General features: G+C 37.6%; 13 protein-coding genes. 5 read left to right on the forward strand and 8 right to left on the reverse strand.

The features are described 5' to 3' along the window. Nucleotides 1–93: 93 nt before the first annotated feature. From CNR22_14105 to CNR22_14120, 4 genes are all read right to left on the reverse strand, one after another. The gene (locus tag CNR22_14105; GenBank protein PBQ32857.1) at nt 94–600 is read right to left on the reverse strand and encodes a general stress protein; all 507 of its coding nucleotides are present in this window, start codon (nt 598–600) and stop codon (nt 94–96) included. Nucleotides 601–728: 128 nt separating this feature from the next. Continuing rightward, nucleotides 729–2,534: a hypothetical protein gene (locus tag CNR22_14110; protein PBQ32858.1), complete on the reverse strand. Its 1,806-nt coding sequence runs from the start codon at nt 2,532–2,534 to the stop codon at nt 729–731. Between the two features lie 110 nt (nt 2,535–2,644). Continuing rightward, nucleotides 2,645–3,013, reverse strand: coding sequence for a hypothetical protein (locus tag CNR22_14115; GenBank protein PBQ32859.1), 369 nt, complete (start codon nt 3,011–3,013; stop codon nt 2,645–2,647). Between the two features lie 244 nt (nt 3,014–3,257). Beyond that, a complete protein-coding gene (locus CNR22_14120; protein PBQ32860.1) occupies nt 3,258–3,800 on the reverse strand; it encodes a hypothetical protein in 543 nt (180 codons plus the stop codon). A 205-nt stretch (nt 3,801–4,005) separates the two neighbouring features. Between CNR22_14120 and CNR22_14125 the strand changes: the two genes are divergently transcribed. Further along, nucleotides 4,006–4,746 carry a hypothetical protein gene (locus CNR22_14125; protein ID PBQ32861.1) on the forward strand — a complete coding sequence of 247 codons (741 nt, stop codon included), beginning with the start codon at nt 4,006–4,008 and terminating at the stop codon, nt 4,744–4,746. Between the two features lie 153 nt (nt 4,747–4,899). On the opposite strand, the gene CNR22_14130 is transcribed toward CNR22_14125, so the two are convergent. The 3 genes from CNR22_14130 to rpoN all read right to left on the reverse strand — a co-directional run bounded on the left by CNR22_14130 (nt 4,900) and on the right by rpoN (nt 8,237). Continuing rightward, nucleotides 4,900–6,156, reverse strand: a complete 1,257-nt coding sequence (locus tag CNR22_14130) for an FAD-dependent oxidoreductase (protein ID PBQ32862.1) — start codon at nt 6,154–6,156, stop codon at nt 4,900–4,902. A gap of 65 nt (nt 6,157–6,221) precedes the next feature. Then, entirely contained in the window at nt 6,222–6,737 is a 516-nt protein-coding gene (locus CNR22_14135; GenBank protein PBQ32863.1) for a hypothetical protein, read from the reverse strand. A gap of 24 nt (nt 6,738–6,761) precedes the next feature. Continuing rightward, on the reverse strand, nt 6,762–8,237 hold the full coding sequence (gene rpoN, locus CNR22_14140) for an RNA polymerase sigma-54 factor (protein PBQ32864.1): 1,476 nt from the start codon (nt 8,235–8,237) through the stop codon (nt 6,762–6,764). 61 nt (nt 8,238–8,298) lie between these two features. On the opposite strand from rpoN, the gene CNR22_14145 reads away from it, so the two are divergent. Next, nucleotides 8,299–8,496, forward strand: coding sequence for a hypothetical protein (locus tag CNR22_14145; protein ID PBQ32865.1), 198 nt, complete (start codon nt 8,299–8,301; stop codon nt 8,494–8,496). 184 nt (nt 8,497–8,680) lie between these two features. On the opposite strand, the gene CNR22_14150 is transcribed toward CNR22_14145, so the two are convergent. Beyond that, on the reverse strand, nt 8,681–9,103 hold the full coding sequence (locus CNR22_14150; GenBank protein ID PBQ32866.1) for a hypothetical protein: 423 nt from the start codon (nt 9,101–9,103) through the stop codon (nt 8,681–8,683). A gap of 143 nt (nt 9,104–9,246) precedes the next feature. Between CNR22_14150 and CNR22_14155 the strand changes: the two genes are divergently transcribed. From CNR22_14155 to CNR22_14165, 3 genes are all read left to right on the forward strand, one after another. Beyond that, nucleotides 9,247–10,842 carry a (2Fe-2S)-binding protein gene (locus CNR22_14155; GenBank protein PBQ32867.1) on the forward strand — a complete coding sequence of 532 codons (1,596 nt, stop codon included), beginning with the start codon at nt 9,247–9,249 and terminating at the stop codon, nt 10,840–10,842. A 54-nt stretch (nt 10,843–10,896) separates the two neighbouring features. Next, nucleotides 10,897–11,127: a hypothetical protein gene (locus tag CNR22_14160; protein ID PBQ32868.1), complete on the forward strand. Its 231-nt coding sequence runs from the start codon at nt 10,897–10,899 to the stop codon at nt 11,125–11,127. Between the two features lie 837 nt (nt 11,128–11,964). Next, complete coding sequence (locus CNR22_14165; GenBank protein PBQ32869.1) at nt 11,965–14,082, forward strand: hypothetical protein; 2,118 nt, start codon at nt 11,965–11,967, stop codon at nt 14,080–14,082. Nucleotides 14,083–14,132: the final 50 nt, after the last annotated feature.

A 14,132-nucleotide genomic window follows, 5' to 3' on the forward strand; every position in this document is an offset into this window, starting at 1 on the left:
AAAAAGAAACGGTAACAAAAAAGACTGCTAAATTCTTAGCAGTCTTTTTTATTTGCAGTAGTGTATGCTCAGTGCTGAACGTTCACTACCAGATTACAAACGAATTTTTCCTTCAACTCCGCCATCCATTCTCAATCCTGAAACAGCCGAGATAGCGATCTTAATTAATGTGATCATTTTTCCGTTTTTAGTATCCCAGTAATAAGCTTCACTCGGACGCACGCGTACTACAGTTAAATTCGGATCGTCCTTTCCGCCTTTGAACCAGGCTTCGGCTAATTTATTCCACAACTCATCAATTTTTGCCTTATCTCTCGATACTTCGGCCTTACCCAAAACGGATAGGAATTTCGCATCTGAGTTTTTAGAATAAAGCAGTTGCACATCTGAGTCGTGACGAATCTCGTCGTTTTTGTCGCTGCTGGCAGCGCTTAAAAACCATAGGTCGCCGTTTTCATCCACTTTCTGGGTTCCCATGGGACGTGTTTGAAAAGGTACATTGCCCAGATCAGTACAAAACATACATACGCCGATATCTTCAGCCAATTCTTTTAATTTTGCGATCGCATCGTTTTGCGATAAATTTTTTACATCTCCCATACTATTTTTTTTAAATGGTTATTCTAAGGTTAGATACTCGCCAATTGCATGCCATTGTGTTTTTAGGTGGGAAAGCCGGTAGTTGGTAGTTTACAATGGGGATTAGTCGAACTACCTAACCGGGCGTACTAATAATAACTGACAAATTCGGGACGTGAAAATTCAAAAAGACGTACGCGTAAAGTAAAGCTGGTTACGGGATTGTAGACGAAAACAGTGTTGCGGCCATTCGGTGTAAAGGGATAGAGTCCAAAAGAGATCTGGAATGTACTGCTTAAAAGATTTTCATTTCGCACCATTATTCCCAATGAATAAGATTGGTAAAGACGGCTTTGCAGCACAGGATTCACAGGATCTCCTAACATAGCGACGCCCATCATCAGGATAGGGGCAAGGTGAAAGCCAATGATGTTGTATGGAAGGTAAGCAACGGTTTCGGAAGTTAAAGTCATCTTTGTATTACCGGAAAGGCTGGTGCCATTAAACCCATAAAGTTCATCCGGAACAATAGTCAGTCTTTCGCCAGACAATTTATTCTGGCCATGCACCAGGTTGAAATTTAAAAACTGCCTGTAGAACCAGCGTCCATTCCTCAAAAGATCGCTAAAGTAATTGAGTTTAAAATTGGTTGTAATATCGTTGTTAACCCTGCGGTTAAAAAATACACCCTGTGAAAATGTTGCAGATACGTAACCCACATCATAGTGTTTGGCTTTGGCAATTTCAAAGCCGGTGTAGTAACGAATTTTTTCGTGTTCTTTTTTCAGACCGCCGTAAATAAACTGAAGGATGAGTCCCTCGGGCACATCTTCATTGGCTCCGAATCTGTAGATGAATTTTTCCTTATAGTATTGCTGCACAGCGAAACCAATATTTCCTACAAAAGCGGCAGCGTTTTGAAAGCTATAAGTGCTGTCAATGCGGCGCGGGGGTCGTTGGGTAAAAAAGGTTTTATAATAACGTAAGCCGCCTAAAATGTTTGTGCTTTGATTAAATAAACTTTTTTCCTTGCTTAATTTAAAGCTTCTGCCAATCCATAAATCATAAGTATAAGTGTCAAGGTTAAGGCGTTTCACTACCGTGTCTTCTGCAGGCACATAGTCAAAATATCTTCGGCTGTAATTTTGATTTACGCCACCGGCCCATTTAGAGAGCGGTGAGAAAAATCCTCTGTTAAAGCCAAGATTGACAGATGTTCCGGTAATATTCGAATTGTAATCTGCATTTGCAGAGATATAGGTATTGTCAAGATTTGCAATGCCGTAGGAGCCACTGTATTCAAATACGTCGGGCTTCTTAAATCCTACACGTTGCTGGAACTGTTGCCCCCAACCAAAAAGATTTTGATTTTGAAAACGCACAAAACCTGAAATATCTGAAACTCCAAACGGAATGGTGATAGGAAATTTATCAAGCACAATCACATTAACGTCTACACTATCTTTATTTTTAAGGGGAATGATTACAATGCGCGCATCATTAATAAAAGGCGCTTGCCTGAGGATCCTCTCCGTCTCACTAATTGCCAATGCGTCTACCGTATCATTTTTGTGAAATAAGAGGCGATTGATAATGACGAACTTTCTTGTTTTAGTATGAACTTTATTTCCAAAACGTTCTATTCCGTTTGTACTGTGCGAGAGCGTATCGGAGATAGAGTAGCCAAATGGATCGAAAACCGTGACATTGATTTGGCGGATCATTTTGTTTTTGTACTTCAAATAGGGATTTACATTTTTTTCTTCGTGCGATGCTGGCAGAGCAGGGTATTCTTTTGCTTCAGGATCTTTGAAGGTTGCGTCGTAAGCCATCCGCGTAATTTTGTGCTTGTATGCCCAACGCTTTAAAGATTTATATACTCTTAAAGAATCTTTTTCAGAACTGGTTTTTTTTTGCTTGGAGTTTTTTTGTGCGAACGCCGAACTGGCAAGCAATAAAAAAAGGACGCATAGGATAACGCCTGGCTTACAAAAAATATCCGGGTTCATCCTGAGCATCTGGGTTAAAAGAATTACGGGAAACTAATGATTATGTTTTTTACTTATTAAGCCGATTCTTCTGCTGCCCACGCAATTGCTTTGTCCATATCGTCAATAGAAAAAATTGTTACTTCTGTTGCGAATAAATAACTGAGTAGAGTTACAAATAGTTTGGCACTTTTTGATTCAGACACAATGGCCACTCTTCTCCAATGTGATTTCCATTGCATCAAGTGTTTTAAACCGCTTAGCAAACTAAGGCGGAAGTGTTGCACAGAAGAGTTTAAAAGAATAAGGCAATTTAATTTACCGGTTTTTCCAACATGATTTTCAACGGAAGGTAGCATCACTTCTTCGAAATCTTTTTCGGTAAGATCCCACAAGGCCTTAAATCCTATAACATTGGAAGGCAGATCAATTAAACGGTAAATCATAACGTGCAGTAATTAACTATTTTTTGCAAATCACATGCCAAACGACTTAGCGTTCTACTTTTTACCCGCGCGACTAATTAGGTAAATGATCAAAGCAATAATTCCAACTACAAGGAAAATTCCCCAATACATTCCGGCCTTAAAAATTCCTCCAGCCACTGCACATCCACTTAAGGAGATCATTAGTAAGGCTGCTACTGCATAAGTGATAGTTTTCATATGTTCAGATTTTATATATTAAAAATTAGAAGTGAAAGCCTAATCCAAAAGTGGATAGACCAGTAGAGAGATCCAGGTAAATCCCCACGCGTTCTGTTAAATGGCATTCGCTGCCTATGTGCATGCTGCCGTACAATGGACTTTCGTACCTTCTTTCAACGCGCCTGTTTCCGTCATAGCCCGATTCCCAGGTAGTAGCTCTGTACGCAACTCCTATGGATGTTCCTACATAAAAATCCCAGCGCTCACCTGCTTTTAGCCATTCGTCAAAATAGTAGCTTGCTTTAACGCCAACCGGCACACTAGTTTCGCGGTAGTAATAATTTTTATAGGGGTGGTTCGGGCTTCCCCAATAATTATAATCTCGGTAAGTCATGGCCGAAATAAAAGGCGCGAGGGTGAAGTTTCTAAAAACGTCAAATTCATAGTTTACATTCACTGCGGGTCCAAACCCTGCATATGCTGCGCCTATCCCAACGTTTAGACTGTTTCCAAATTTTTCGTTCTGTGATTTTAACGACGATGTCAGAGCTGTTAAAAGCACTAATATTGCTATGGCGTTTTTCATAATCTGAAAATTTTGTTATTGTGGGGTTTAAAAGTACGTGCCACAACCAAAAGGCTATAAACCTTATAGTAGCAACTGGGGAATGGTGCTAAAAGTGCGGAAAGGATGAGGCGTGAATTCCTCATTCTCCAATAAAATTTAAGCCTATGAGAGGGTATTAAAATTGTTATCCTAAAGTATATTTACTAAATCTATATACCGGAAGATGTTTCCTTTTTCTACTAAAAAAATCATTTTTATTTTTTTTAGCATGCTTATGTTTTATTCAGGAGCCGATGCGCAGGTAAAATTAAGTAAGAAAGACAAGGCCAAATTTGTGGAGGATTCTATGCGCATTATGCGTCCCCGTTTGGTAAGACCGCAATTTAGATTAGACAACCGTAACTTGTTTTACCAGGGACAAGTTTTAAACGTGAGTGGAGTAGATGCCGGTGTTCTTCTCAAAAACAAGCTTCGTCTTTGTATTGGTTACTACTCTCTATCTAATAATTTAAACTCATATGAAAAAACGATCGACAATGTAAAATACGAACGTTCGATTAAACTTCAGTATGGGAGCATTAATACAGAAGTTATCTACAAAAATACACGTTATCTGTCTTTGGGTATGCCCCTGGAATTTGCATTCGGAAACAATACACTCGAATATAAAAACTCAGAAACGGGAGAACTTAGTACAAAAAAAGCGGGTTTCGTGGTGAGTAGTGATTTCGGACTATCTGCCACCTTTAAACCTATTCGCTGGATTGGTTTAAAGGGAATTGTAGGTTATAGAAAAACACTGTTTAATGCCGTTAAAGATTTTCGTTTCGACGGTTTGTTCACCTCTATTGGACTCAACGTAGACGTAAGAGAAATCATTAAAGACATTCAAATGTTTAGTCTGAAGCGAAAATACAAACGTGGTAATACTGTAGAAAATGCGGTAGATCTGATAACTGACTAGCAACACCGGTCACTTTACTTTTTTACCTATTGTAAGGATCTGCAGCGCTAAAGGACAATTCGCAGTATTGCCAACACTTATTTCAGATGGTTTTATTTATTGCCGGGAAATAGGTTGAAGCAATCCGCAATCTCTGGGCAGAAACAGTCAGTGTCAGACCCGTTTTTGAGAATCGCTTTTCAAAATTAATCTCAGCGAAGAATCTTTCGTGAAAAAATTCCAGCTCCAGTTCATAAAAGTCAGGAATTTATTTCTGGTGCTTAACATTAACATCAAATGTAGAAACATCCAGGCAAACCAGGCCAATGCCCCCTGAAATTTTAACCAGGGCAGATCTACCACGGCTTTGTATTCTCCTACAGTAGCCATAGATCCGAGGTCTTTGTATTCGTATTGTGTTAAAGCCTTTCCTTTTTCTAATGCTATAAGATTTGAACCGAGATTTTTACCCTGGTTAATAGCTACATTCCCAAGCTGAGGGTGACCATTCGGATATTTGGGAGTAACCATGTAAGCAATGTCGCCAATGGCAAAAATGTTGGGATGATTTTTTACTGCATTGTAACGGTCAACAACATAACGATTTCTTAAAATTGAATCCGGATTCACACCCTCAATCACATTGCCAGTGACGCCTGCAGCCCAAATAAGGTTTTTACTTTTAATCTTTTCGCCATCTTTTAAAGTAACCGTAATGCCATCGTAATCAGTTACAATTACTTCGGTTTTTATCTTTACGCCTAATTTTTCCAGATATTCTCTTGATTTTTTCTGAGAAGGAACGCTCATACTATTAAGTGTATTCTTGCTTCCTTCTAAAATTGTAATAGTAAGACCCGAAAAATCTATATGAGGATAATCTCTTGGAAGGATATTCTTTTTCATTTCCGCAAAAGCACCTGCAAGTTCTACGCCTGTGGGGCCTGCGCCAACGATAACAATATTTAATAATGCCTCTTTTTCTTCCTGGCTGGAAGAAATGTATTTTTCAAAACTAAGTAAAACTTCATTCCTGATACTAATAGCTTCCTGCGTACTCTTCATAGAATAGGCATGTTTCATAATTTGCTCATTGCCAAAAAAGTTAGTTTTGCAACCGGTGGCAATTACGAGATAATCATAGTCATAAACTTCTTCTGAAGTCTGAATCTGGTTACCCGAAGGAAGAATTTTTGTGACTTCAGCCATACGGATTTGTATGTTCTTAGACTTCTGAAAAATCTTCCTGAAAGGAAACGAAATATTTGCGGGCTCTAAACGTGCCGTGGCAACCTGGTAAAATAGAGGCTGGAACTGATGGTGATTTTGTTTGTCAATTAAAATAACATCAAAAAGACTGTTATTTAATTTTCTTGCAAGTTGTAGTCCTGCGAATCCGCCACCAAGAATGATGATCTTCTTTTTTGTCATAACCTGAAATTGATGGTCAAAGTTAACACTTATAAGCAAGAAGAATCATAAGCCAGATTAAGAAATTAACCCATTATAAAATGGCGCAGGGCAAACACAATTATGCCCATAATAATGAACGTCGACAAAAAGATGATGGAAAATTTTGTAACGCCATATTCAGCGATCAAATATTTAATAGGTTGACCGATTCGTCTTTCGATGGTGGTTTGAACTCGTTGCCATGCACCCATGCGATTGGGAATATAGTCTTTTACGCCACCTTTCATCGCTTCTACAGCAAGCCCAACGTTTTCGTCAGATGTTAATATAACTACTTCAGTTGAGGGACTTTTGTCTTTTATTTTTTTGAGAACATCGATACCAGGAGTGCCTTTAGAACCCTTTTCGTACAGGTAATCGTCTACCACAACCATATCCACTTTATGACCATACATCATGTTTAAACAAGTACGGCTGTTGAGGAAGAGAGAGATAGTTAACAGATCTCCAAATCTTTTTTTAAGATAGCGTCTTAATTTGCCTGCAACTTCTAAGTTATCATTCAGAATAAAGACGTTCATTTTTTGAGTAGTTTCCATGATGTAGGGTTATTAAATTAATAATTATGCTGCGGCAGATCTTCTGAAGTTTTTACTCGGAATGTTTAATTCTTCTCTGTATTTAGCAACAGTACGGCGGGCAATAGAGTAGGTTCTTTGCATTAACATATATGCAATTTGTTCATCGCTTAACGGATTTGATTTATCTTCCGTATTCACACATTCCATCAATACTTTTTTAACTTCTTTAGTACTTACAATTTCTCCGTTAGTAGTACTTAAACCTTCGGTGAATAATGATTTCATTAGTAAAGTACCGTAGGTAGTCTGAATATATTTACTGATAACAATTCTTGATACGGTTGAGATATCAGAATCAATTTCTTCAGCGATTGTTTTTAAGATTAAAGGTTTAAGATCAGCTTCATCTCCTGTTAAGAAGAATTTTTTCTGGTGTCTTACAATTGCTTTCGCAACGGTGATCATTAGTTTTTCGCGTTGTTGTAATGCTTCAATAAACCATTTAGCACTTTCTACTTTTGTTTTGATAAAGCTGGAAGCTTCACGCATGCTTTTATCTTTTGCTTTCGAATAAGTGTTTAACATATCCGTATAATCGTCGCTTATTTTTAATGGCGGGTGTTTAGCCGAGTTTAAAAATAATTCTACTTTATCGTTTTCTACTGTTACTGAAAAGTCTGGAACAATAGTCACCGCTCTGCCAGCACTTTCTACAGAGCTTCCTGCCGGAGTTGGATTTAATTTTTTAATTTCGGATAAAGCGTCTTGTAATTCTTCGTTATCGATTTTTAGTGTTTTTTTAATGTTCTCAAAATTTCTCACAGACAGTTCAGTCATATGGTTTTGTAAAATAGTGATAGCATTATAAGTATCTTTTGTTTTTTCTCTTTTTGCGTTTAGTTGCAGAAGAAGGCATTCTTTTAAATCTCTGGCGCCTATGCCAATAGGATCAAGGCTTTTGATCTTATTCAAAACGCTGATCAGTTCTTCTTCACTCACAAAATCGTTTACGAAAGAGTATTCGTCGGCAATGTCGGCTATTTCACGTCTTAGGTAACCATCGTTATCCAAAGTATTAATAAGATATAAACCAATTTGTTTTTCTTTTTCAGTAATAGGTAAAAGGTTTAACTGGTTAATCAAACCAACAGTAAAATCATGACTTTCTAAAAATACCTGTTCGCGTTTTTCGTCATCTTTTGTATGGTTGTTTGCTTCGTATTTATAATCGTCTAACGAATCACGGTCCATGTAATCTTTGTAATCATAGTCTTCTCCCAATTTAGGTTCTGCAATATAATCGTCACCGTGTTCTACTTCAGGCTCTTTATCCTGTTCATTCTCGGCTTCCGAATCGTTTTCTACGTTATCGAATTCCAACGCTGGATTAATTGCCATTTCTGCAGCTATATGCTGTTCGAGTGCGATGGTGGGTAAGCCTAATATATTTATTAGCTGAATTTGCTGGTGAGTAAGCTTTTGGGTAAGTTTTTGAGTTTGTGATTGTATAATAGCCATGATAAGTTATTTTTAAGAGGGGGTTAATAAATTATACTATCTGTTTTTATTTTGATTTAACTTGTTTAAAGAAATTTCGCGCGCAATGAGTGTTATTACGAAAAGCGCTGTGAATAGAAAATACAAAGCAATAAATAGTTTTTCTGAGCCAGATACGATTTCTGTAAGCCCAAAAAGGCCTGTAAAAAAAGAGATGATTAAAAAAGTGAGTGACCAGCGTAACATAAATAATTTGTTTAGTTTCTATCAGGGTATTTGAAATAATAGTGCCGAATTTTTTGGGTTTTTAACAGAATGAAAATCAGTTACTTAAAAAAAGAATTTAGTTCATATTGTGGGGAAAATCGGGAACTCATTCCCCAAACACTAAAAGAGTGGGGAATTAATAGCGTTTTACTGTTAAATTTTGCACAAAAATTAACGCTTGTAATGCCACGCAATCCTCATTTATAAAATTTGAAATTCTCAACCGCCATTATTTTTCGTGGCTGGTAGTTTATAAGGATGTCTAATAATTTTTGTCGCACAGGTAACGATTTAATTTCATTGTATGTAAACCATTTTACCTCGAGTGAGTGTTTGTCAGGTTTAACTTTTATTTTTCCATCCAACATTTTCGCACAGTAAAAAATAGAAATTTGTTTATTAAAAAGTCTTTCGTGATACCTTATGTAAAAGATCCCTTTAATTTTAATATCGCAGCCAGCCTCTTCTTTTACTTCACGTATGGCAGCCGCCATCGGAGTTTCACCCACTTTTGTATTGCCCCCTGGTAAAAACCATTTACCGTTCCACTTTTTGGCCGCCTCGCGAATAAGCAAGAAATACCCATCTTCTTCTAATAATACAAAACTTTTTATGATCATGAGTCAGTTGCTGGAATTCCTGTGCCAGATGGGCGTAGTAGAAATTATAAGAAAACACCATGGTCAGTGTTTTTTTTCACGAGCTCGATATATTGCTCGTAGTCGGTGGGAATTGCATTTGCATAGGAATAAGAAAATCAATTATGGAAAACCAAACACATGCACATGCTTCCGGCGAAAAAATAACTGCTGGGGCTCACGATACATTCTGGGTTAATTCTTCTGAACCTTTAGTGTTCAGAAAATTGGAGGAAAACCTGGAAACAGATGTAGTGATCGTAGGTGGTGGAATAGCCGGGATGAGCGTGGCCTATAATCTTGTTAAGTCTGGCAAAAAGGTAGTTTTAGTAGAAGATGGTTTTATTGGCAGCGGTGAAACAGGAAGAACTACTGCTCATTTGGTCACCGCTTTAGATGACCGGTATTACGAACTCGAACGCATGTTTGGAAAAAAGAAGACGGCATTAATTGCAGAAAGTCATAGCAAGGCAATAAATTTTGTAGAAGAGACCGTAAAAAGCGAACACATCTCCTGTGACTTTGAGAGAGTGGATGGATTTCTGTTTTTACACCCAAGTGACAGTGAAGACTCTCTGTATAAAGAGCTGGAGGCTGCTCGCAATGCAGGAGTGGGAGTGAGTATTGTAGATGAAGTACCCGGAATTGAAAAATACAAAGGCCAGGCACTACGATTTGAAAGTCAGGCACAGTTTCATCCGTTAAAGTATTTAAAGGGTTTGAGTAAGGTTATTGAAAGTAAAGGAGGAAGGATCTATACCAATACCCACGCAAAGGAAGTTGATCATACGGGCATCGTTACCGATGAGGGTTTCCGTGTAAATGCAAAGCATGTTGTGGTTGCTACTAATTCTCCTGTAAATAACAGCTTCACCATGCATTTAAAGCAGTATGCTTACCGTACTTATGTTATCGCCACTAAAATTAAAAAAGGCAGTCTACCAAAAGCTTTATGGTGGGATAGTGGAGATTTTGATGTAAACGAAAACATACCTCCTTATCATTATATACGAACTCAAGGTTTTGATGATACACATGATCTTTTAATTATTGGTGGTGAAGACCATGCTGTGGGCCTTGCAGACGTGGAGGGCAAAACAGAAGAGCAACGCTATAAACTTTTAGAAGACTGGGCAAAACAATTTTTCGAAATAAACGAAATTGTTTACCAATGGTCGGGCCAGGTGCTGGAGCCCATGGATGGTGTAGCATATATCGGAAAAAATCCTTTTGATAAGCAAACTATTTACATTGTGACGGGTGATTCGGGTAATGGGATGACACATGCAACTATTGCAGGCACTTTGATTACAGATCTTATAAATGGTGTTGAAAATAAATTCGAAGCGCTTTACAATCCTTCGCGCATAAAACCTTTTACCGCAGGTTCGGTATTTTTTAAAGAATTTATCGGTGGCTTAAAAACGTATAATGCGGCGAAAAAACGGGATATTGAGAAGAGTGAACTCTCTTTTCTAGAGAAAAATCAGGGGAAAATAATGGACCTCGATGGGAAAAAATTTGGTGTTTTTCGTGATGAATCGAACAATGTACATTTTGTAGGAGCAGAATGCACTCACTTACAATGTATGGTAAGGTGGAACAACGATGAGAAAAGTTGGGATTGTCCCTGCCATGGTAGCCGCTTCTCACACGAGGGAAAGGTTTTAAATGGGCCTGCAAATAGCGATTTACCCTACCACAAAGAAACTAACGAATAAGGCGGTGGCATGACATTTGGAGATAATAAGGCATAACACTAAAAGCTTAAACCCATGAACTACTTTACTCCAAAACGTTTAACAATTCATCCGGAAGATCAAAACGATTTAGCCTATTGGACCCGTAAATGGGGAGTAAATGTCCGTCAGATAAATGATGCCATCCTTGAAACCGGTAGCTTGCGTTTAGACGATATAAGAAACGTTCTTATTAAAAAAGGGTCTTTAGGAAGCGTTTCTCTTTGGCTTCATAAGTTTTTTGGTGATTCACTAACACTACATTAAAATACAACCTCTGTAAATGAGGGCTATAAATAAATTCGGGTAATTTGTTACTGCCTTATACAACCAAAAATATATATACGTAAATCCGTATTCTAACCAACCTACCGTAAACAAACCAATTACCCCAGTATAAAAAAATCCTTCAGTCGAAGGATTTTTTTATTTGAAGGAATCCGGATAAGTGAAGAGTAATCGCAACAATGAGAAACTGTTTAGAAAAGACAAAGCCTGAAATTAACGCTAGTAGAAATCGCTTTTAAGTTTATATTTTCGCAAAGCGCCCGGCTGATAAGGCTTTTGAACTTATGGAAAATAAGAAATTGGACGAAATTATTTGGAGAATAGTAACTGGCAGTTCATGCAAAAAAATGAAACCTGGAACTTTTTACTCATGTGCTTCAAAGTAATTTTAGAATGACAACAGGGACAGCTTGCTTTTTTATTAAATAGAATTGTTTTTCTAATGATAGAAATTTTATTTTCTTGTTTTTTGATAAGTTGTACTAAAGCAGCCATGAGAGTGTGTTATAGGTTATATCTCTTTAATCAAACGCTATGCCATTAAAAGAAGGCGATGGATCTACTCTAAAGCATTGCTTAACCCTCGCAAATCTTCTTTGTAAATTCCACCGCCTTCCATTTATATATGTTGAGTTGAAGAATACACAGATATCTATAACTCTGTGCCAGATGTTTTTCGCCTTTTTAAATAAGAAATGTGAATTATATTTCCCCCTTTAGTGGTATACTATGCACATATACATAAAATAGGCTATCTAATGGTTTTACCTTATAGATGGCAGTCACTTTGCATCTATACTATAAATTAAAAACAGAATGAAAAAATTACTTTTTATACCACTTGCTATTTCAGCACTTTGCATAGTGTCGTGTTCAGAAGAAAAAAAACTGATTCGCAAAGCAAGCAATGCGGTGGATTTATATGATTATGATAAAGCGTTGACGTACTATGACCAGGTACTTGCAAAGGATAGCAATTCTTATTACGCAAATGCCGGAAAAGGCATCGTACTCTCAGAATACATGGGCCGATACGATCAGGCAATTCCTTATCTTGAAAAAGCTGCAAAGAAAAATCCGGATAAAACTGAGATGAAAATTAATAACGACCTGGGGAAAAGTTATCACTATATCGGCAATTATCCACGCGCCCTGTATTTTTACGATAAAACATCCGTAAAAAACACAGAGAAAAATCCGGATTATGACATCTATTTGTATAAACGCATAGAAGATTGTAAGTATGCGCTAGAGCACCCGTCAATTGCGCCTCCTGAGCAGCAGTCGGTGAAAAATGTGGGCTCTGTTATTAATACAGATAAGCCAGAATACGGCCCTGTGTATACTAATGGTGAACTTATTTTTACTTCAAAAAGACAAGATACTCCTAAGGAAAAGAAAAATGGTGTAGACAGAAGGTATTGGGAAAGCATGTATGTTTCAAAACTTGACAATGGAAAATTTGGTCCGGTAAGAAGATTTAAACGTCCGGATTATGGCGAAGATTCTAATTTTAAAAACAAAGGTGGCGAGTCCGTTGTTAGTGCTAGTCCTGATGGAAAAACACTTTACATTTTTAAGAACAGTCAGCTGTATGAAGCAAAATTAAACGATTCTACAAAGAACGAACAGCTAATGCCGGCTAACATTAATATTTCCTATTTGCAAACACATGCATTTGTGTCTCCCGATAATAAAGTTTTATTCTTTACAAGTACTTCTGAAAAGGGTTTTGGAGGAATGGACATCTACAGGTCACTCAGGGGTGAAGATGGTAGATGGCAAGATCCTGTTGGTTTGCCAGGAACAGTTAACACGGGCTATAATGAGGACGCTCCGTTTATGACGGAAGACGGAACTTTGTTTTTTGCTTCTAATGGCTTACCAGGCTATGGCGGATACGATGTTTACAAAACACGTTTGGTAGATGGCCAATGGACAACTCCTGAAAATTTGGGACAACCCATCAATACGCCGGGCGATGACATGTATTTTGCACTTAACCCGAACAGTTCGAAAGGATATTATTCTTCTAACAGACCCGGAGGAAAAGGGGATTTGGATATTTATGCGGTTCACTACATTTCAAACGACATTCCTGAGTGTAAGTCTTTAGATACGTTATTTGTGATCAATGCAATTCCAAACGGCACTAATTCTATGATGTATAATTTCTCTTTACAAATTCCCGAGCAGTATAAAAATAATGTAAGATCTGTTAGCTTAACTGTTAATGATCAAAATTTCAATATGGCTTCAGGAAGTGCAGACTATACTTTTAGCTCGGCTAACGTTTATAAAGTTTCTGCAAAGGCGGTTGTTTATTGTGATACCTGCCCTTCTCTTAGTGCTTTATGTGCTGAAAAAGAAATAACTGTCGGACAAACTTTATTTGTGCAGACGGATACTTCATCAGTAAAAACAAATTCACTGGCTATTGCCGATGCAAATAAAACGGCTGTAAAAGATAAAAAATCGGCAGAAAAGAATAAGATAGGTAATTATGCTTCACAAAGCAAAGTGCCCGTTGGTCCTGATCAACTAAAAGTGTTGGGCTGGAATTCAACTCCAGGATATTTTGAGTATAACAAATCAGGTTTGACAAGCGACACAAAAAAAATGTTGGATGAAAATATAAGAGTCATGAAAAGTAATACAGACCTCGTGGTAATTGTTAACGGTTATGCCGATTCAAGAGGTACAGAGATCTATAACAAAAATCTTTCTGCTCAACGCGCCAACTCTGTTAAAGCCTATTTAATTGAAAATGGTATACCCAAATATAGAATCACAACCGTGAATGCTTACGGAGAAACTAAAATTGAAAATGGTTGTACAGACGGTGTAAGCTGTTCTGAAGAGCAACATAGCGAGAACAGGAAAGTGACATTTGATGTGTTAAGCAACGCGAAAATGATCACGTTTAAAGATTAAGACCTGGTTTAAGATAAACTAAAAAAGCGCGCTAAAAAAATAGGGAATAG

The sequence above is a fragment of the Sphingobacteriaceae bacterium genome (genome assembly GCA_002319075.1).
Classification (GTDB): Bacteria; Bacteroidota; Bacteroidia; order B-17B0; family Aurantibacillaceae; genus Aurantibacillus.

Bases quoted from the DNA above. Each gene is read 5' to 3' on its own strand.
- CNR22_14115 (PBQ32859.1), bottom strand. From the start codon at position 3,013: ATGATTTACCGTTTAATTGATCTGCCTTCCAATGTTATAGGATTTAAG.
- CNR22_14160 (PBQ32868.1), top strand. From the start codon at position 10,897: ATGAACTACTTTACTCCAAAACGTTTAACAATTCATCCGGAAGATCAA.
- CNR22_14105 (PBQ32857.1), bottom strand. From the start codon at position 600: ATGGGAGATGTAAAAAATTTATCGCAAAACGATGCGATCGCAAAATTA.
- CNR22_14130 (PBQ32862.1), bottom strand. From the start codon at position 6,156: ATGACAAAAAAGAAGATCATCATTCTTGGTGGCGGATTCGCAGGACTA.
- CNR22_14155 (PBQ32867.1), top strand. From the start codon at position 9,247: ATGGAAAACCAAACACATGCACATGCTTCCGGCGAAAAAATAACTGCT.
- CNR22_14165 (PBQ32869.1), top strand. From the start codon at position 11,965: ATGAAAAAATTACTTTTTATACCACTTGCTATTTCAGCACTTTGCATA.
- CNR22_14150 (PBQ32866.1), bottom strand. From the start codon at position 9,103: ATGATCATAAAAAGTTTTGTATTATTAGAAGAAGATGGGTATTTCTTG.
- rpoN (PBQ32864.1), bottom strand. From the start codon at position 8,237: ATGGCTATTATACAATCACAAACTCAAAAACTTACCCAAAAGCTTACT.
- CNR22_14125 (PBQ32861.1), top strand. From the start codon at position 4,006: ATGTTTCCTTTTTCTACTAAAAAAATCATTTTTATTTTTTTTAGCATG.
- CNR22_14135 (PBQ32863.1), bottom strand. From the start codon at position 6,737: ATGGAAACTACTCAAAAAATGAACGTCTTTATTCTGAATGATAACTTA.
- CNR22_14120 (PBQ32860.1), bottom strand. From the start codon at position 3,800: ATGAAAAACGCCATAGCAATATTAGTGCTTTTAACAGCTCTGACATCG.